The sequence below is a fragment of the Bradyrhizobium sp. AZCC 1721 genome, from assembly GCF_036924715.1.
Lineage (GTDB): Bacteria > Pseudomonadota > Alphaproteobacteria > Rhizobiales > Xanthobacteraceae > Bradyrhizobium.
The window spans coordinates 3,578,032-3,594,908 of sequence record NZ_JAZHSB010000001.1 but is presented as its reverse complement, the minus strand read 5'-3'; the positions used below and the strand labels follow the sequence as shown (position 1 = coordinate 3,594,908).

The window sequence follows — 16,877 nt, the reverse complement described above, 5'->3', positions numbered from 1 at the left end:
CGAGGCTTCTATGGTGGGCCCGTTGTTGTACGCCCTGGCCCGCGATGCTGGTGGAACGCCTACGGCGCCCGCGTCTGCAGGTGGTGATAGGCCGATCGCCGTCGCGTCAGACGGGATCGTTAACGGAATCAGGCGTGCCAAACGGCACGCCTTTTTCTTTGGCCGATTGCTTCCGCGCACAGAGAGCGCCGTCCGCGCCCGGCTTAACTTGCAAGCCGGGGAAGCAGCTTGAGCGCATTCCCCCGCTCGATCGCCGCCATCTGCTCCTCCGTGAACACACCCGCCTCGCGCAGCCCCTTCACATGATCGATGCCGGTCCGGTACGGGAAATCGGTCCCGAACACGATCTGCGACGGAGGAATGATCGCCGCCAGCGCCGACATCGCACCACGGTTGGATGTTTGCGCGGTGTCGTAGAAGAAGCGCTTGAGCTCGGTGAGCGTGCCGTCGGGCACCGTCTCCTTCGCCTTCGGCGCCAGCAGCGGATGCCGGACGAAGCGCTCGATCAGGAACGGCATCGTTCCGCCGGCGTGGGAGAATATCCATCGGATTTCGGGAAACCGCCGCGCGTTGCCGGAGAAGACGATGTCGGCGATCGTGCGCGTCGTGTCGGTGCCGAACTCGATCATGACGGGCGGCTGCGTCGGCGCCAGGTTCACGCAACAATTGGCCGCGGTGGGATGGGTGTAGACCAGCGCCTTGCGGCGATTGAGCTCCTCCATGACCGGCAAGAACAACGGATCTCCGAGCCATTTGTCGCCGTAGCTCGTCATCAAGGCAATGCCGTCGGCCTTGAGCGTGTCGAGCGCATAAGTGAGTTCGCGCAGGCTGCCTTCGGCGTCGGCGAGCGGCAGCATTGCGAAATTGCCGAACCGCCCGGGATAATCCGCGACCAGCTTAGCGGCATATTCGTTCGACTCGCGGCAGAGCCTTCGTGCCGTATCGCCCTTGGTGAAATTGACCGCGGGCGTAGTCACGGACAGCATCGCAGTGGCGATGCCGGCCTTGTCCATATCGGCGAGCGATTTCTCGATCGTCCAGTTCTTCATCAAGGGATCGCCGAAGCCGCTGTCGTTCGACGCGGTCACGTAGGTTGGCGGCGAGAGATGATGGTGAACGTCGATCCGGAACGGCTTTGCGTCGGCGGTTTGTGCCCCCACCCGGCCACCACCGACCGCCGTCGTCATCGCCAGCGCGCCGGCACCGAGCATAAAGCCACGCCGGCTTGGTGCGGCGAATGACTGATTTAAGTGACCACAGCAGAAGCATCCCCGCAGCGGGGCCGTGCGCAAATCCGTCATTCGTTCTCTCCCCGATCTTGTTGTTGTTGCGTGCAGCCTTCAACCGTCGAGAATGGCGACCGCCCGGGTCCAGCCTGCAGATGCGCGCTCGATCTTCACCGGGAAGCACGACACCATGAATCCGGTCGACGGCAATTGCTCGAGATTGTGCAGCTTCTCGAGGTGGCAATAGCCGATGTGGCGGCCGGCCTTGTGGCCTTCCCAGATCAGGCTGGCGTCCTTCGTCTCGGCATATTTCTTCGCGGTGTAGACGAACGGCGCATCCCAGCTCCAGCCGTCGATGCCGGTCAGGCGCACGCCGCGCTCCAACAGATACATCGTCGCCTCGTAGCCCATGCCGCAGCCGGAGGTGACGTAGTCCTGCTGCCCGTATTTGGCGCCGGCGCTGGTATTGACCACGACGATCTCAAGGGGCGACAGCGTATGGCCGATGCGCTTCAATTCCGCTTCGACATCCTTGGCGGTCGCGACGTAGCCATCCGGCAAATGCCGGAAGTCGAGCTTCACACCCGGCTGGAAGCACCATTCCAGCGGCACCTCGTCGATGGTCCATGAACGCTCGCCGCGGTTCATGGTGGGATGGAAATGCCAGGGCGCATCCAGATGCGTGCCGTTGTGGGTGGAGAGCGATACCTGCTCCACGGCCCAGCCTTGGCCGTCCGGCAGATCTTCCGCCTTCAACCCTTCGAAGAACTGCAGCATGCGCGGCAGCCCCTGCTGGTGATCAATGTACTGGATGGTCGGGTGGTTGCCGGGCGGATCGGCCGGCACGTCGTTTTGCAGGGGGACGGAAATGTCGATCAATCTGCGCGCCATGGCGGTTCCTCGCTGGATGTTCTTTTTGTGGAGCGTGGTCGCAAACGGCTATTGCCGCTCGACCCGGTTCTTCAATATGCCGATCTTTTCGACTTCGAGTTCGATCGTATCGCCATGTTCGAGATACCAGCCGAGTTCGAGCCCGCATCCATTGCCGACGGTGCCGGATCCGATGAATTCGCCGGGCATCAGGGTCTCGTCCTTGCTGACATGGGCGATGATCTCCTCGAACGAGAATAGCATGCCCTCGGTCACCCCTTGCGAGCGCGTCTCGCCGTTGACGCGCGCTTCCATCTTCAACTTGTAGGGATCGCCGATCTCGTCTGGCGTCACGATCCACGGGCCCATCACGTTGCCGCCGTCGAAACTCTTGCCCTTTGCCGGGCCTAGCCGTCCCTCCATTTCAATGCGCTGGGCATCGCGCGCGGAAAAGTCGTTGAAGATCGTATAGCCAAAGATGTGGTCTTGGGCCTTGGCGGCGGAGATGTTGGCGCCCTTGTTCCTGGTGATGATGCCGAATTCGAGCTCATAGTCCATTACCTGGCTGTAGCGCGGCCATTTCACGGTGGTGTTGGTGCCGCGCACGCTGAAGCGGTTGGTGAAGTAGTAGATCGGCTGCTTGCGATAGACCTCTGGCAGTTCGCCGAGCGGCTCGGCCTCGATCTGCGCCAGCTCGGCCATGTCGCCCTTGGCGCGTGCGGCCAGCTTGAGCTGCCCGCGCGGCGCCTGCAGGATATGCAGCGGGAACGACATGCCGTCCCGCATCTGCCGCGGCTCGGGGACCGGCGCGAGAATTTCGGCCGCCTCGATCTTCATGGACAAGCTCTCGTCCTTGCCGTGCTTGTCGAACACCTTTGCCGCCTGTTCGATCGCGGCGTCACCGGCATCGATCAGCGCCAGCATCGAAGCGAAGGCAGGATTGGCACCTCCGTTGCGGCTGGCCGCCGCTGCGAGATCAAAGAGCAGCCTGTCGCCGCTATGCACGATGGCGACCTTTTCCTGACCGCCCGACTTTATTGTTGCGAGTTTCACCTGACGCCCTCTTGTTTTTCGGTGAAATATATGATCAAAAAAAATATCGATAAACAAGACAGAAAAATGTGTAGTGGGGAGAACACTGTGAAAAAGGCGCTAGCCGCCCTTGCCGTCAGCGTGGCGCTGACCGGTACCGCCTTTGCGCAAGCCAAGATCCAGGTCGGCTGCACGGCGACCTCGGATTGCGCCTCGGCAATGATCGCGATCGACGAGGGCATTTTTAGAAAACACGGGCTCGAGGTCGAGATGACGCCGATCGGCATCAACTCGAACATCCCAGCGGCGATCCTGTCGAATTCGATCCAGATTGGCGGGCCGACCTCGACGGTGTTTTTGCAGGCCGTCGACGGTGGGCTCGATCTCGTCGCTATTGCGGGTGCTACCATCATGAGCCCGGTGTCGAACGGCAACATCACCGCCTTCGTCCGCAACGGCATCACCATCAAGGAGCCGAAGGATTTCATCGGCAAAAAAGTCGGTGCGCCGGGGCTAAACGCCTTCCTGCATGTGCTGTTCGTGAAATGGCTGGTGGAGAAAGGCGTCGATCCCAAGAGTGTCAATTTCGTCGAGGTCACCTTTCCGACGATGGCCGATATCATCAAGTCCGGCGGCGTCGACGCCGTGCTGACCGCTGAGCCGCTGGTGACGCGGATGACCAATGCCGGCCTTGGTTCGGTCGGGGCGCGCTATGCGGTCGAACTGGCGCGCACCGATCCGATCATCTTCTACGCGGCCTCGCGCGAATGGGCGGAAAAGAACGCCGCGGCAGTCAAGAAATTTCGCGATGCGCTCGCCGAATCCGCCGAGATCGTCAACAATGACCGCGAAAAGGCGTCGAACTCGATTGCCAAGTTCACCAAGCAGCCGATCGAACTGGTCAAGGCGACGCCGCCGAACCGCTCCGAACCGGTACTGAAGCCGGAGCAGCTCTCTTGGTGGATCGAGGTGATGTCGTCACAGAAGATGCTGCAATCCAAGCTCGACACCTCAAAGCTGGTCCTGAAGTAAAGGATTTCGCGATGCCGGCCTCTGAGCGCCAATCGAGCCGACCGGTGACTGAGGCCGCTACCTTGAGCGAGCGCGCGGCCACGCTGGTCGAGCAGGACATTCTTGCCGGTCATCTGCCGCCGGGATCGCGGCTCGGCATCGTCGACCTCGTGCAGCGCTACGAGATCGGCGCCACCCCCTTGCGCGAGGGCCTGTCACGGCTGATGTCGCGGGGGCTGATCGTGGGCACCGGGCAGCGCGGTTTTCCGCGTCGCCGACGTCAGTCGCGAAGATCTGCTCGACATCACCACGATGCGCACGGCGATCGAGATCGAGGCCATCAGGCTGGCGATCACCCATGGCGACGATGCCTGGGAGGCTGGCATCGTCAGCGCGCTGCACCAGATGCGCCGCCACATCGAGCGGACCGGCGATGAATTCCGCGAGGGCGCAGAGGATTTCGACCGGCTGCACAAGGGCTTTCACACCGCCTTGCTGGCGGCGTGCGGCTCGAAGCGTTTGCTGACGGCCCATTCCGATCTCTACGACCAGGCCTATCGCTACCGTCGCGTGATGATGCGCTCCGTCGATAGCGGCAAGAAATTCGTGCGCGCGCATCAATTGCTCGCCGACCGCGTGATCGGCCGCGACATTCAGGGGTCTCAAGCGATGCTATCGGCGCATCTGCGTTCGACCATGGATTTCGTCTATCCCCCAGGCAACGAGAGCTGACATCATGGCAAGCGCCGCAAAACGCCTCGAAGCCGTATCCGGCACTGCCACGCCCCAGATCACATTTGACGGCGTCACACTCGTCCTCGGCGGCAAGACCATCATCGAGAATCTGAGCCTGGGCGTACAGCCCGGCGAATTCCTCTGCATCGTCGGCGCCTCCGGTTGCGGCAAGACCACGGCGCTGCGGCTGGCGGCCGGTCTGTACCAACCGACCAGCGGCAAGGTGAATTTCGACGGCCAGCCGATGCGCGAGCCGCGTCGCGAGATCGCGATCGTGTTCCAGGATTATGGCAAGGCGCTGCTGCCGTGGCGCACCGCAGCGGGCAATGTCTCACTGGCGCTGGAAGCGGGCGGCATGCCGTCAGCCGAGCGCCCTGCCCGCATCGAGGAACTTTTGCGCACGGTCGGCCTGCCCGGCCATGCCGGCAAATACCCGTCAGAAATGTCAGGCGGAATGCAGCAGCGCCTGCAGATCGCCCGCTGCCTGGCGCAGGAGCCGAAGACGCTTCTGATGGACGAGCCGTTTGGCGCGCTGGATGCGATGACGCGCCAGGGATTGCAGGACGAGGTGTTATCGCTGGTGGCAGCCAGCGGCGCTACCGTGATCTTCGTGACCCACGACCTCGACGAAGCCATCTATCTTGGCGACCGCGTCATTGGCCTGCTGCCGCATCCGGGACGGATCGGCATCGAGCTTTCGGTCAACCTGCCGCGCCCGCGCGATCAATTGTCGACCCGCGAGCATCCGGAATTCCTGCGGCTGCGGCGGCAATTGTTCGATTTCATCAAGGCCACCGAGCAGTGACGGCGAATTCCGCCAAGGCGCTCGTGCTGCCGCTCGCCGTGCTGGTGGCGTTCGAAGTCTGGGCACGCGCCACCCATCTGCAGAGCGACAGCCTTGCGCCGCCGAGCGAGATCGTAATGGCGCTGTTCGGCGCCTTCGCCGATCTCTCGATCCTGGCGGCGACGCGCGACACGCTGTTTTCAGCTTTCGCAGGCCTTGCGATCGGCACCACCATCGGCTTGGCGTTCGGCATCGCCTTCGGGATTTCAGATACGCTCGATCGACTGATGGAAGTAACGGTCGAGGCCATCAGGCCGATTCCCTCGATTGCGCTGCTGCCGATCGCGCTGATCGCGCTTGGCTTCGGCTACCGCATGGAAATCGTGATCGTGGCGTTCGCCTGCGTCTGGCCGGTTCTGATCTTGTCGCGCGCGGCGGTGCGCAGCATCGAGCCGCGGTTGATGGAGGTGGCGCGGGCTCTGCGGCTGTCGCCGGCACAGCGGGTCTGGAAGATCATCATCCCGGCAGCGCTGCCGCGGATCTTCGTCGCGTTCCGCCTGTCGGCCGGCATCGCGCTGATCGTCGCCGTGACGGTCGAAATCGCGATCAACCCGCTCGGCCTCGGGGCCGGGATCATGCTGGCGCAGCAGGCGCTGCGTCCCGACCTCATGCTGGCCTACCTGGTCTGGATCGGCATGATCGGCTACGCGCTGAACGTCCTCTTGACGGTCGCCCAGAACCACCTGTTCGGACGCGCCGCGTTGAGCGGAGACAGCGCATGAACCGCGCGGCCCTCCTCTGGCGTGTGGCAAGCTTTGCGGTCGCGGCCGGATTCATTGCGCTCTGGCAATTGATCGCCAATCTAAAACTGGTCTCGCCGGTGTTCCTGCCGGGACCGGACCGGGCCTGGGCTGCGCTGGTGCGCGGGTTTTCCTCCGGTGATCTCTGGAGCAAGCTTGCCGGCACGCTCGAACACATGGCCTATGGCTGGCTGGCCGCCTCCATTGCCGGCATCGCGATCGGCGCGATCATCGGATCGTCGCGCCCGATGCGGACCTATGTCGCGCCGTCGCTGGAGTTTCTACGGCCGCTGCCGGTCTCGGCGATCATTCCGGTGGCGATCGCGATGCTTGGGCTAACCCAGGCGATGGCGCTGTTCGTGATCGCCTTCGGCGCAATCTGGCCGATCATGTTGGCGACCATCCACGGTTTTGCGGCGGTCGAGCCGCGGCTCTATGAGGTCGCCCGGTCGCTGCAGATGTCGCGGCTCGCGGTGATCTTCAAGATTGCGCTGCCCTCCGCCAGCCCCGACATCCTCGCCGGCATGCGCCTCAGCTTGACGGTGGCGCTGATCCTGTCGGTGGTCTGCGAAATCCTGGCCGGCCTCGACGGCCTCGGCCATTGGGTTCTGCTGTCAGCCCGCGCGTTCCGCTCGGCTGACCTGTTCGCAGGTGTCATTCTGCTTGGCATCACCGGTTACGTGACGTCGGTGGCGATGTCGCTGGCGGAGCGCAGACTGCTGGCGTGGCAGGCAGCGCGGCGATGATCGCCGGCAGCCGAGCAGTTGCGGCTACGTATCTGCGACAGGCCGAGCCGAAACCTCCGGCTTCTTCGACGCCGTCATAAGGCGCCGCCAACCCCGTCCGACCCAGCGCCACAACGCCCGGAGACTGAAGGTGACGAGCACCTCATGGTGCCGCATTCCTTTGCCGCCCTTGACCAGCCCGAGATCGCGAATGATGCAGTACGTCCCGCTGCTCATGCGGGCGAACTTCGCATCTCGGAAATGATTGCGCACACGCGACAACATGCACGCAACATGCACCGCGGATCGATTTCGTCAATCTTGACGGCCGTCGAATCAACCTCGCCAGGACACGAAAGCCGTCAGAGCGTTGCGTTATTGTTGCGTTCGCCAATGCGATACAGTTGCGCGGTCCGAACCGGCACGCGACCCAGCACCGCGCGCCGCTCGTTCATGCGCTCGCTCGGCGAATCCGGCTGCGCAAAGCACTCAAGGATCTGAATGCGGATTTCCTCCGCGAGCGGGCCTTCGACCCGACGCATGCGATTCCAGAGCCGGATGATTTCCCGTTGCTTCTCGACATCCATTGGTCACCTCCAAACAACGACCAACGAGAACATAACAGGAACGAAATTGCAAGCCACGAATTCGCTGCGGAGTCACAAGTGGCGGTGTCACAAGTCATGAAAGCGAAACTGCAGTATCGAAAGGTCGCGCGCACGCGTAGGCGTTATCGACAACGTCGTCCGTCACGCCTCGGATAAGCCATCACTGAGCGCGCCGCGAAAGCAGCCACTCCGATATCTCGGTTTCAACTCTAAATGCAGAGGCCGAGAATCTTCAGTCGACAAGCCTCAGCCGCGCGCGATTTGGACTTCGCAGCGTTTGCCTGCTTTGAATCCTTCGGCGAACTCTTTGGCGCACTCTTCGGCGCCTTGGGACGCTCATAGTCGCCTGCGATCACCATGGCCCAGTACGTACGACCGGTCCGCGCGCTTTTCACGCTGGCAACACCTACGCGCGTCGCGCCGGGCAACAGGAGGTTCTTCCGGTGCCCGGACGAATTGATCCACTGGTCGAGGGTCTTGGGAAAACCGTCGTAGCCGTACGCAATGTTCTCTGCGGCCCGACCTGCGCCCGCCGGGCCGACACGCGTATTGAACCGGCCAAGGACATCGTGATCCAGTTGGTCCTTTGCGGCCATCGCCTGAGCTTGATCGTGTGCTATCCGTGTAAGAGTCGCATCCAGGGTTACGCGCTTCTGCCCGTGCTTTAGCCGAAAATCGGAAATCATCTGCGCGGGATTGGCCGCCGCCTGCCGGCTCCCTGCGGCGACAAAACAAATCACCAGCCCCAGCAGAAGGGCCTGCCGCACCAGAATGACTGTCTTCCTACCAGCCACAATTGTTCCCCTGCCCCTCCCCAATTGTGCTGGGAAGATTCAATCCGAAAAAGACGTCGCAAGTCATTGATTTTATTGGTCGGGGCAGCTGGATTCGAACCAACGACCTGCAGTACCCAAAACTGCCGCGCTACCAGGCTGCGCTATACCCCGATCCGACGCTGGAAATGCTCGATACACGCTAAATCCGCAGCCATCAAGGCGATGGAAGCCGGTCAGCGCTTGCTGAACAGCGGATGCGCCACCCTGTCGCCTGGCTGAATTCCATACTTTTGCGCCGTGCCGGCAATCACTTCCAGGACCCCCCTGGCAAGCCCGCCCGAGGAGATGATCTTGGTGGAGAGCGGCTCGGTGTTCTCAGCGATTCGCAGGATGCGGCCGTCGGCGCGGATGAAGATCATGTCGAGCGGAATGTAGGTGTTCTTCATCCACATCGATATCTGCTGCTCCGGCGAGAAATCGAACAGCATGCCTTTGCCGTCCGGGAGTTCTTTTCGGTGCATCAGCCCCTGAGTCTTCTCCTCCTCCGTCGTCGCCATCTCGACCAGGAACACGCGTACGCCTGACTTGGTGGCGATCTCGAGCGGCTGAACGCTCGCGGCCTGCGCGGCAGGATCGGCGCAGAGAATAAAGAGCACAGCAGACGCAGCGGCCAGCGACGTCATGAGGCGGTCCGGGATGCGAAGCCGCGCAACCATCAAAGCGAAATTCATCAAAGCACTCACGCCGGATATCCCAGGAGAAATTGCCGGGAACCCTAACCTGAGGATTGCGGCAAATGCCAGAGGCCGCCGCGCTGGGGCGCGACGGCCGGCTCACGTTTGCGTCAGTGGTACGGCGGGATCAATGCGACGACAGCGCCGACGGGCCGGTCTCCGGATGAATTTCCGCCGCCATCATGCCCTTGGACCCGGGTCCGTAGCGCACCAGCACGTACTGGCCCGGCCGCAGTTCGGTCATGCCGAAGCGGCGCAGCGTTTCCATGTGGACGAAGATGTCCGGCGTGCCCTCGCCGCAGGTCAGGAAGCCGAAACCGCGCAGCCGGTTGAACCATTTGACCTGGGCCCGCTCCAGACCGCTGGTCGGCGTAACGCTGACATGAGTCCGAGGCGGCAGCATCTGCGCCGGATGGATCGCGGTGGACTCGTCCATCGAGACAATCCGGAACGCCTGATAGCCCTTGGCGCGCTGCACGCATTCGACCACCACCCGCGCGCCTTCATAGGCGGTCTGGTAGCCGTCGCGCCTGAGCACGGTGACATGCAGCAGCACATCGGGCCAGCCATTGTCCGGCACGATGAAACCGTAACCCTTCGAAGCATCGAACCATTTGATGATGCCCGATATTTCGACAAGGTTTGCTGCGGCATCGCCGAGCCCCGACAGCGCGTCCGCCGCCGGATCGCGCTGTGCGCCGGCTGCGTATTCACCTGGTCCAAGCCTGTTCTGCCCTGTCCCGCCTGTCGGCGGCCCCCCGAGCTTCTTGGACCCAAATTCGTCCGACCCCATGACCCCGGACCTCACACTTCAAAAAGCGGTCCACTGTCGCCGTAGCGGACCGGAACACGCGCCCTACCATGACCATCATGATAACGCAGCGCGAATCTCTCGAATCAAAGATAACACTCCCGATTGTGGCGCATAGCTAAAAAAACAAATTGGCCTGCAACTATGAACAGGCTTGCACAGCCGCGAATCAGTTGGAGATCAATTGCCTACAAACGGTCCGAGCGTTTCTCCGATGTCGTGACGGATCACCAGATCGGCAACGTCGTCCTGCTCGGTAGGTTCATTGTTGATGATGATGAGCTTCGCGCCGCAGTTCTTGGCCATCAGCGGAAAACCTGCGGCGGGCCAAACAACCAGCGAAGATCCGACTGCCAGGAACAGGTCGCAATGCTGCGCCAGTTCGGTGGCGCGGCGCATCGCGTCTTCCGGCATCGCTTGTCCGAACGAGATCGTGGCCGTCTTTACCGGCTCGTCGCAGATGGTGCAGTCGGGTGCGCTACCAGTTTCCTCGAAACGCTGCTTTACCCAACGAAGATCATAGGCATGTCCGCAGCCGATGCAGCGGGCATAGGTGGTGTTGCCGTGCAGCTCAATCACGTCATCGGCCCTGAAGCCTGACACCTGATGCAAATTGTCGATGTTCTGGGTGATGATCGCCGGCGTCTTGCCGGCTTTGTAGAGCGAGGCCAGCGCGCGATGCCCGCGACCGGGCCTGGCCGCTGCAAAAGTTGCCTCCATCGCAAACCGTCTCCGCCAGGCCTCGGCCCGCGCGTCGGCGCTTGCAACGAATTCGTCGAACGCGATCGGGCGGTTGCGGGTCCAGAGGCCGCCCGGGGAGCGGAAATCGGGAATGCCGCATTCCGTGGAAATGCCGGCACCGGTGAAGGGAACGATACATGCGGCTTCGGCGATCATGTTGCCGAGTTGCTCGACGCCGCTGCGCAAATCCTTGGCGATCACCGCTGATATTTTCCGAATTGTTGGGCCGCGCGGATTATAGCACGGTCGTTCGGATTGCCAGACCGATGCGCGCTGCCAAGCTACGCCGCACGCACATCCGGCAAGGCGGCCTTATCAAGCCGCCTTATGCCGCGCCGCCTTGTCACACCGACGCGTCATGCTGCCTCATTATGCTGCCTTGGCCACGGATTCCTTCGGCTCCTTGGCTTCTTCCGACTTCTTCGTTTTGGGTGCGGGTGCGCTTTCCGTCTTCTTCACCGGTGGCTTGACGTATTGCACCAGCTTTTCCAGTTCCGCCTCGAGCTCGGCGCGGCGCGCAGCGACTTTCTCGAACAACTTGTCGGTAGCATGCTCGCGCAGGCCTGCGAGTTCTTCGATGCTCAATGAATCCAGATCAATCTTTGCCATTGGAACCTCCCGTTTGTCTTTCGCTAACGGGAACCCGCATGAGCGACAAGAATGCGCCACACCTTATCCACCGCCTTCGCTTCAGGCGGCGCGCGATCACAAGGCCTCCCCATTCACGCCCCATTCGCGCACGCCAATGATGGCGGGCGCGAATCAAAAAAATGGATGGGCGATGACGGAGAAGGAAGAAAGACTCGCGCGCGACCGTGCAGAAATCGCAGCACGCGTCGCGAGCTTCAGGCAAACCCAGCAGAAGTTCGAACGCGAGCGCGAAGAATATTACGAAACGACCTTGGCCAACGCGCTGAATGGATCCAGCCGGCCATCATTCTGGCGCTGAGGCAACACCGCCAAGGGCACTGTTCGACCTCCGCGCTGTCGTCGACAGAAATATCGCGTGCGGAACCCGCAATAGAATTTGCTGCGGCCGGAACCAAGCCGATGTCTCGATGCTTTGCTAAGAAATGCCGCAGCCTTGTGAGAGGTGAAAGCACGAAAGCCCCGTCTAGGTCTTCGGATGTAGGCGGGGTTTCGTTTGCCGTTTTGGAGGGCGGCATTGCGAGCTATGCGATCCCGCGGACCTGACCGTCGAATTGCGCGGAACGAATTCGATCCGTTCGGTGTTTCACTACCGGAAGGTGCATCATGCCTGCGTGGATGGAAATTCTGATCAATTTGATCGGTTATGCCGGCTTCATCGCCATCGCGACCTATCACAAATCGCCAGACGAAAAATTGCCGGACCGTTGAGTGCCCACTGGGCAGGCGCTACCAGCGCGTGGCCGCTTTCGGTTTACGGCCGCAGACTCTTTTTGTTCTCCCGGAACGAACAGGGGGCGCGTTTCAGGCACGATTGCTTTCTTAAGATGCCGTTACCTCGCCGTCCCGACCGTCGAACCTTTTTGGCGCAGCCCGTACCTATCTAAAAAAGGTGCTGCGATGACCCAGGCCGACCACTATCGAGAACAATCCGACAGAGCCCGACGGCTTGCCGAAGCCGTCAAGGATCCGGAAGCTTCGAAGAAACTGATCGAGATGGCCGAGGAATTCCGCCTCTACGCCGAACGACTGGAACAGATGCATTAGCGCGATTGCGCGGGGCGTGCACGGCATAGAGCTTTAAGCTTCTATTTACCCCTTTGCACTGTAGCACCCAGCCGTTAACCCAACCTCTTTACAAGACGTAAACACGAGCCTGACAAGTTTCGATCAGGAGGGTTGCACCCATGGTCATTTACCCCATACCGGTTGAAGTGACACAAGCCAGAATCCAGCTCGTCGTCGATCAGGCCGCCAAGGCACCGCCGCATACGATCAATCAGGATCTAAGGGCCGTCGATCATGCCAAGGCAGCCGCCATAGAAGCGGCCCTGGCCGATCTACAGACCGACGAGCCGTCGCTGGTGGACGTTAAAGTCTGACCTGACGGGAAGTATCAATCTTGCGCGCGAGGCCAGACTGCGTCCGGCCCCCTCACGCTCGCCATGCGAGCTGTCGTGCGTGCACGACGCCGAGCGTCAGCAGACCGCCGATGCCAGCGAGCACGGCCAAGCCAGCGAACCAGACCCATTGCGGCCTTTCCTTTTAAGCGAGGAACGGAGCAAGCGGCAGCGCTCAACATGTTCGTTGCGCGTCGAGGCAGGCATATCCTTCGTTAATGCATCAGGCGCGGCACGATAACCGATACCGCCAGCAATGCGCCGAGGCTGCTCACCACGGACAATTTCATCCGGGCCGTCCTGGCATCGGTAATCGGGAGCAAGAGAAAGAAAACCATCGCAACTATGAGCACGCCATAGAGCAGGTACATGGTCGATCCCTCCGTTGCCGCCACAATGGACGGAGGAGCCAACCGCGTATGTGTGGGACGTCACGCCCGTGACGCGGTGCCAACAATCCTGCAATTTTACGCTTTTCGTTGTCTCAATCACAACTTGAGCGTGCCACACGTGCCACACCGACTTGATCAAAGTTCGAGAGAAAAAGAAATGCTCAGGAAGTTTCTGCGCGACGAGGGCGGCGCCACTGCAATCGAATACAGCCTCATCGCCGGGTTCATCGCCTTGGCCATCATCGCTGCCGTCGGAATGACCGGCGAAAGGCTCGTCGCGCTACTTGAGGGTCTTGCTACCGCATTGAGCCTTTAAGTTGCGATTGAAATGTCACGGCAAGGGTGAGGATCGCGCGTCCTATCGGCACCCAGAGCGCGCATCAGCGAGCGGGACCTTCGCGCAGATGGCTACGCGATCCAATAAATTGCTGTTCCAACGACAACGAGAGCAATGGCACCGGCGGTCAAAGTCCCGAGCTTTCGCTCGGACTTTGTCGGCAAATCTTCCCGCGCCGCGTTCTCTTCAGCCGGATGATCTTGTTTCATGCCACACCTCCCTCCATTCAAAACCGGCGTAGCGGTTTCGTTCCTCGGAACCAAGGTTCGAAATATATCTACAAGAGGACGAGAAACGGGTTTCGCGAGCGCGCTGGTAAGCCGAGCTCTCCAGTGCATCGCCCAAGCGGGGCGTCGTTCCGCAGGCCTGACCTTGAGCAACGAGCGCTTCCGATCTTTCGCATTCGCCCGCATCGATGGCCTTCTGAGGCCACAGAGCGCTCGGTGCGGACCCGCACTTTATCCGCACGTTATCGGTGACCTCTGGTGCACTTTGCTGCTATTTTCCGCCCGAACCGCCCAACCCAAACAAGATCTCTGAACGTTCTCAGGAGGACAACAAACATGCGCTATCTCCACACCATGCTGCGCGTCCGCAATCTCGATACTGCGATGAAGTTCTACCGGGACGCGCTGGGGCTGAAGGAAGTACGCCGGGTCGACAATGACAAGGGCCGGTTCACACTGGTGTTCCTGTGCGCGCCGGAGGACGAAGGCCTGTTCAAGGCCGCTCCCCAGAACCGCGGCGCGCCGCTGGTCGAGCTCACCTATAATTGGGACGAGGAGAAATACGGCGAGGACCGCTATTTCGGTCACCTCGCCTACGAGGTCGACGACATCTACGCGACCTGCGACCGCCTGATGAAGGCCGGCATCACCATCAACCGCCCGCCGCGCGACGGCAACATGGCTTTCGTCCGCTCGCCGGATCTGCATTCGATCGAGCTGTTGCAGAAGGGCGAACCGAAGCCGCCGGCCGAACCGTGGACCTCGATGCCGAACACCGGTCACTGGTAGGCCTGTACAATTTCTCCGTCCACGTCCGTCGTCCGAGCTACCATAAACGTTCCTTCACTCGGGTTCTTTTCTGCATGGGAACGGGCCACGACATGACGCGTTTTCTCCTCAGTGCATTTTGAGGAGGAGATGATGGGACGAGGAATTTTGCTTTGGTTGCTGGGCGTGCCTATTCCGGTGATCATTCTGTTGTGGCTGTTCTTCGGCCACTGAAAACGCTCTCGCCCGCGCATGACGCGGAAATCGGGGCTCTGTCGCACTGCGGCGGAGCCCCGATTTTTGTTGGGCTTGAGCCCACGCAAGAGCGCGCTTTTTTGCCGATCTTCGGCTATTAACGGCCAATCGGAAAATCAGCGGGAGCAACGCGCGTGGCCGACAACGACAAACAACAACTCACCATCTGGGGCCGGGCCAATTCGGTCAACGTGCAAAAAGTGCTGTGGTGCCTCGCCGAACTCGATCTCGCCTATGAGCGTATCGATGCCGGCATGCAGTTCGGAAAGAACAGCGAGCCTGCCTATCTGGCGATGAATCCGAACGGCCGCGTACCCACGCTGGTCGACGGCGACTACGTGCTGTGGGAATCCAATTCCGTGATGCGCTATCTCTGCATGGCCTATGGCCAAGGATCTGAACAAGGATCTGAACGAGGTTCGTCGATCTATCCCTCGCAGCCGAAGGCGCGCGCAGGCGTCGATCGCTGGCTCGACTGGACGCTGTCGACGCTGCAGCCGGTCGACCGGCCGGTGTTCTGGGCGTTGGTGCGCACGCCCATTGAAAAGCGCGACATGATCGCGATCCAGAAGGATGTCGATGCCGAAGCCGCGGTGTGGCGGATCGTCGAGGCGCACCTGGCGACGCGGCGCTTTATCGAGGGCGATCAGTTCACCATCGCCGACATCGCGCTCGGCGCCTTCGCGCGGCGCTGGTTCGGCGTCGAAGGCGTGACAAAACCGAAACTGCCAAACCTCGAACGCTGGTTTTCGCAGCTCGCCGTCCGCCCCGGCTTCACACAGTTCGTCGCGCCGCCGATGACGTAAGCGCGAATCTTCTCAACGCGAGCCGCCGGACACCCCCGCTCCGACGCTTACCGCGCCGCCGATTTTCATGCAGGTGTTGCTGCCTTCGATTCTGACGAAGCCCGCGCCGTATTCCGCGCATGCATTGGCCGAACTTGGGCGCTTGAGTGGCAGCGACTTGCCCGACGCGGGAGCCTTGTCGAGCTTCTGAGGACGGGTTTGTTCCGCGACCGAGGCAACCGAAGACAGCGCCAAGGCGATCATTATGGCGATCATTACCAGGAGGGATTTTCGCATCCCGCCTTTTATCGTCTCTCGCGGATCGGTGCCAGATTAGCGGGTGAACTTGATGCCGACCGATTTGCCGCGGCGCCAGACCACTTCGCAGCGGCGCCCGGTCCTGGCGTCGCGCGAAAACGCCAACCGCAATTTCGCCGGCAACGTGTTGGGATCGTCGATCGTGACCTTCGCCCCCGTTGCGGACATATCCTGGACCACGCATTGGCGCGCGGCAAAACCGCCTTCGAGCGTGATCCACCCGGGTTGACTCAATGATTTGCGCGCGTCGCGCTTCTTGCTTGATAGCAAAGCCATGTCGAAAGCTCCCCCGAGACAGCCCTACACGATGCGGCTTTAAAATCCGTTGCTCAGCGCGTGGGCATGCCTCCGTCATTCGGCCGGACGCTGACGGAGAGACGCAAAGCGGCCGCAGAAACGTCTTTCCGAGCGGCTTGCCCACCCGCTCAAACGCCACTATACGTTCGCCCGTCGCCGCCCCCATCAAACATGGACGGCCGGCGGCCAACACGGCCCATCAAGCGCTAACACCTTGATTTTCCTGTTGTTCTTGCTCCCTTCGTCTATCGGTTAGGACGCCACCCTTTCACGGTGGAGAGAGCGGTTCGATTCCGCTAGGGAGCGCCAAATTGCCACCACTCCGAACAAAATTGCGAACCCATGACGGCACGGATGCCATCCATGCCGGTGGGTTTCGCCATGGCCCAAGGCATCAACTTAAATGCCGCGGTATCTGGCGGTGCGGAAGTTGGCATAGAAACGCGTGCTGGCGGAAAGCCATCGGCTGATCCGGCCCCCAAAACGTTCGAAACAGCTTCGATCGTTCCGCGGTTCCGGCGACAGAGGTTCGAGCGTCCGGGTCCCCCGCCTAGTAGACCCGCAATCCCGACCACGAATCAAGCGGCCGGCGGCCCT

The 16,877-nt window shown here is 61.3% G+C and carries 25 protein-coding genes, 2 tRNA genes and 1 pseudogene; 13 read left to right on the top strand and 15 right to left on the bottom strand.

Annotated features, from left to right (window positions below; genetic code table 11):
- Nucleotides 1–203: 203 nt before the first annotated feature.
- The 3 genes from V1273_RS17130 to V1273_RS17120 all read right to left on the bottom strand — a co-directional run bounded on the left by V1273_RS17130 (nucleotide 204) and on the right by V1273_RS17120 (nucleotide 3,149).
- Complete coding sequence (locus tag V1273_RS17130; protein WP_334410312.1) at nucleotides 204–1,211, bottom strand: amidohydrolase family protein; 1,008 nt, start codon at nucleotides 1,209–1,211, stop codon at nucleotides 204–206.
- A 129-nt stretch (nucleotides 1,212–1,340) separates the two neighbouring features.
- On the bottom strand, nucleotides 1,341–2,117 hold the full coding sequence (locus V1273_RS17125) for a cyclase family protein (protein WP_334410311.1): 777 nt from the start codon (nucleotides 2,115–2,117) through the stop codon (nucleotides 1,341–1,343).
- A gap of 48 nt (nucleotides 2,118–2,165) precedes the next feature.
- Nucleotides 2,166–3,149, bottom strand: a complete 984-nt coding sequence (locus V1273_RS17120) for a fumarylacetoacetate hydrolase family protein (RefSeq protein WP_334410310.1) — start codon at nucleotides 3,147–3,149, stop codon at nucleotides 2,166–2,168.
- 87 nt (nucleotides 3,150–3,236) lie between these two features.
- On the opposite strand from V1273_RS17120, the gene V1273_RS17115 reads away from it, so the two are divergent.
- From V1273_RS17115 to V1273_RS17090, 6 genes and pseudogenes are all read left to right on the top strand, one after another.
- On the top strand, nucleotides 3,237–4,160 hold the full coding sequence (locus V1273_RS17115; protein ID WP_334368865.1) for an ABC transporter substrate-binding protein: 924 nt from the start codon (nucleotides 3,237–3,239) through the stop codon (nucleotides 4,158–4,160).
- A gap of 11 nt (nucleotides 4,161–4,171) precedes the next feature.
- Nucleotides 4,172–4,345, top strand: a pseudogene (locus V1273_RS17110) (GntR family transcriptional regulator); the annotation flags it as partial.
- 106 nt (nucleotides 4,346–4,451) lie between these two features.
- Nucleotides 4,452–4,871 (top strand): FCD domain-containing protein, encoded by a 420-nt coding sequence (locus tag V1273_RS17105; RefSeq protein WP_334410309.1) that lies wholly within the window; start codon nucleotides 4,452–4,454, stop codon nucleotides 4,869–4,871.
- 4 nt (nucleotides 4,872–4,875) lie between these two features.
- Entirely contained in the window at nucleotides 4,876–5,679 is an 804-nt protein-coding gene (locus V1273_RS17100) for an ABC transporter ATP-binding protein (RefSeq protein WP_334368862.1), read from the top strand.
- Complete coding sequence (locus V1273_RS17095) at nucleotides 5,676–6,440, top strand: ABC transporter permease (protein WP_334382293.1); 765 nt, start codon at nucleotides 5,676–5,678, stop codon at nucleotides 6,438–6,440. Before V1273_RS17100 ends, V1273_RS17095 begins: the two co-directional genes overlap by 4 nt.
- Complete coding sequence (locus tag V1273_RS17090; RefSeq protein ID WP_334410308.1) at nucleotides 6,437–7,204, top strand: ABC transporter permease; 768 nt, start codon at nucleotides 6,437–6,439, stop codon at nucleotides 7,202–7,204. The genes V1273_RS17095 and V1273_RS17090 overlap by 4 nt, the downstream gene beginning before the upstream one ends.
- Nucleotides 7,205–7,228: 24 nt before the next feature.
- On the opposite strand, the gene V1273_RS17085 is transcribed toward V1273_RS17090, so the two are convergent.
- The 8 genes from V1273_RS17085 to V1273_RS17050 all read right to left on the bottom strand — a co-directional run bounded on the left by V1273_RS17085 (nucleotide 7,229) and on the right by V1273_RS17050 (nucleotide 11,462).
- Entirely contained in the window at nucleotides 7,229–7,420 is a 192-nt protein-coding gene (locus V1273_RS17085) for a hypothetical protein (protein ID WP_156433808.1), read from the bottom strand.
- Between the two features lie 125 nt (nucleotides 7,421–7,545).
- Nucleotides 7,546–7,770 carry a hypothetical protein gene (locus tag V1273_RS17080; RefSeq protein WP_334368857.1) on the bottom strand — a complete coding sequence of 75 codons (225 nt, stop codon included), beginning with the start codon at nucleotides 7,768–7,770 and terminating at the stop codon, nucleotides 7,546–7,548.
- Between the two features lie 230 nt (nucleotides 7,771–8,000).
- Entirely contained in the window at nucleotides 8,001–8,543 is a 543-nt protein-coding gene (locus V1273_RS17075) for a CAP domain-containing protein (protein ID WP_334412227.1), read from the bottom strand.
- 118 nt (nucleotides 8,544–8,661) lie between these two features.
- Nucleotides 8,662–8,738: transfer RNA gene (locus V1273_RS17070), tRNA-Pro, on the bottom strand.
- Nucleotides 8,739–8,800: 62 nt separating this feature from the next.
- Entirely contained in the window at nucleotides 8,801–9,250 is a 450-nt protein-coding gene (locus tag V1273_RS17065) for a DUF192 domain-containing protein (RefSeq protein ID WP_334384237.1), read from the bottom strand.
- 178 nt (nucleotides 9,251–9,428) lie between these two features.
- Nucleotides 9,429–10,094 (bottom strand): cold-shock protein, encoded by a 666-nt coding sequence (locus V1273_RS17060; RefSeq protein WP_057845021.1) that lies wholly within the window; start codon nucleotides 10,092–10,094, stop codon nucleotides 9,429–9,431.
- 198 nt (nucleotides 10,095–10,292) lie between these two features.
- Nucleotides 10,293–11,054, bottom strand: coding sequence for an SIR2 family NAD-dependent protein deacylase (locus V1273_RS17055; protein ID WP_334410307.1), 762 nt, complete (start codon nucleotides 11,052–11,054; stop codon nucleotides 10,293–10,295).
- Between the two features lie 168 nt (nucleotides 11,055–11,222).
- Entirely contained in the window at nucleotides 11,223–11,462 is a 240-nt protein-coding gene (locus tag V1273_RS17050) for a hypothetical protein (RefSeq protein ID WP_334410306.1), read from the bottom strand.
- A 136-nt stretch (nucleotides 11,463–11,598) separates the two neighbouring features.
- On the opposite strand from V1273_RS17050, the gene V1273_RS17045 reads away from it, so the two are divergent.
- The 3 genes from V1273_RS17045 to V1273_RS17035 all read left to right on the top strand — a co-directional run bounded on the left by V1273_RS17045 (nucleotide 11,599) and on the right by V1273_RS17035 (nucleotide 12,883).
- Nucleotides 11,599–11,802, top strand: a complete 204-nt coding sequence (locus V1273_RS17045) for a hypothetical protein (RefSeq protein ID WP_334368847.1) — start codon at nucleotides 11,599–11,601, stop codon at nucleotides 11,800–11,802.
- A gap of 599 nt (nucleotides 11,803–12,401) precedes the next feature.
- Nucleotides 12,402–12,548, top strand: coding sequence for a hypothetical protein (locus V1273_RS17040; protein ID WP_198027963.1), 147 nt, complete (start codon nucleotides 12,402–12,404; stop codon nucleotides 12,546–12,548).
- A 140-nt stretch (nucleotides 12,549–12,688) separates the two neighbouring features.
- Entirely contained in the window at nucleotides 12,689–12,883 is a 195-nt protein-coding gene (locus V1273_RS17035; RefSeq protein WP_028346212.1) for a hypothetical protein, read from the top strand.
- A 233-nt stretch (nucleotides 12,884–13,116) separates the two neighbouring features.
- On the opposite strand, the gene V1273_RS17030 is transcribed toward V1273_RS17035, so the two are convergent.
- Nucleotides 13,117–13,272 (bottom strand): hypothetical protein, encoded by a 156-nt coding sequence (locus V1273_RS17030; protein ID WP_334368845.1) that lies wholly within the window; start codon nucleotides 13,270–13,272, stop codon nucleotides 13,117–13,119.
- On the opposite strand from V1273_RS17030, the gene V1273_RS17025 reads away from it, so the two are divergent.
- A complete protein-coding gene (locus V1273_RS17025; RefSeq protein ID WP_334410305.1) occupies nucleotides 13,271–13,609 on the top strand; it encodes a Flp family type IVb pilin in 339 nt (112 codons plus the stop codon). The genes V1273_RS17030 and V1273_RS17025 overlap by 2 nt on opposite strands.
- 92 nt (nucleotides 13,610–13,701) lie before the next feature.
- On the opposite strand, the gene V1273_RS17020 is transcribed toward V1273_RS17025, so the two are convergent.
- Entirely contained in the window at nucleotides 13,702–13,839 is a 138-nt protein-coding gene (locus V1273_RS17020) for a hypothetical protein (protein WP_334368843.1), read from the bottom strand.
- Nucleotides 13,840–14,193: 354 nt separating this feature from the next.
- On the opposite strand from V1273_RS17020, the gene V1273_RS17015 reads away from it, so the two are divergent.
- Complete coding sequence (locus V1273_RS17015; RefSeq protein ID WP_028346213.1) at nucleotides 14,194–14,646, top strand: VOC family protein; 453 nt, start codon at nucleotides 14,194–14,196, stop codon at nucleotides 14,644–14,646.
- A gap of 368 nt (nucleotides 14,647–15,014) precedes the next feature.
- Nucleotides 15,015–15,686 (top strand): glutathione S-transferase family protein, encoded by a 672-nt coding sequence (locus V1273_RS17010; RefSeq protein WP_334410304.1) that lies wholly within the window; start codon nucleotides 15,015–15,017, stop codon nucleotides 15,684–15,686.
- Nucleotides 15,687–15,698: 12 nt separating this feature from the next.
- On the opposite strand, the gene V1273_RS17005 is transcribed toward V1273_RS17010, so the two are convergent.
- Nucleotides 15,699–15,929, bottom strand: coding sequence for a hypothetical protein (locus tag V1273_RS17005; protein ID WP_334410303.1), 231 nt, complete (start codon nucleotides 15,927–15,929; stop codon nucleotides 15,699–15,701).
- A gap of 69 nt (nucleotides 15,930–15,998) precedes the next feature.
- Nucleotides 15,999–16,259 (bottom strand): PilZ domain-containing protein, encoded by a 261-nt coding sequence (locus tag V1273_RS17000; protein ID WP_442894095.1) that lies wholly within the window; start codon nucleotides 16,257–16,259, stop codon nucleotides 15,999–16,001.
- 255 nt (nucleotides 16,260–16,514) lie between these two features.
- Here V1273_RS17000 and V1273_RS16995 point away from each other — a divergent pair.
- Nucleotides 16,515–16,589 (top strand) — tRNA-Glu (locus tag V1273_RS16995).
- Nucleotides 16,590–16,877 lie beyond the last annotated feature (288 nt).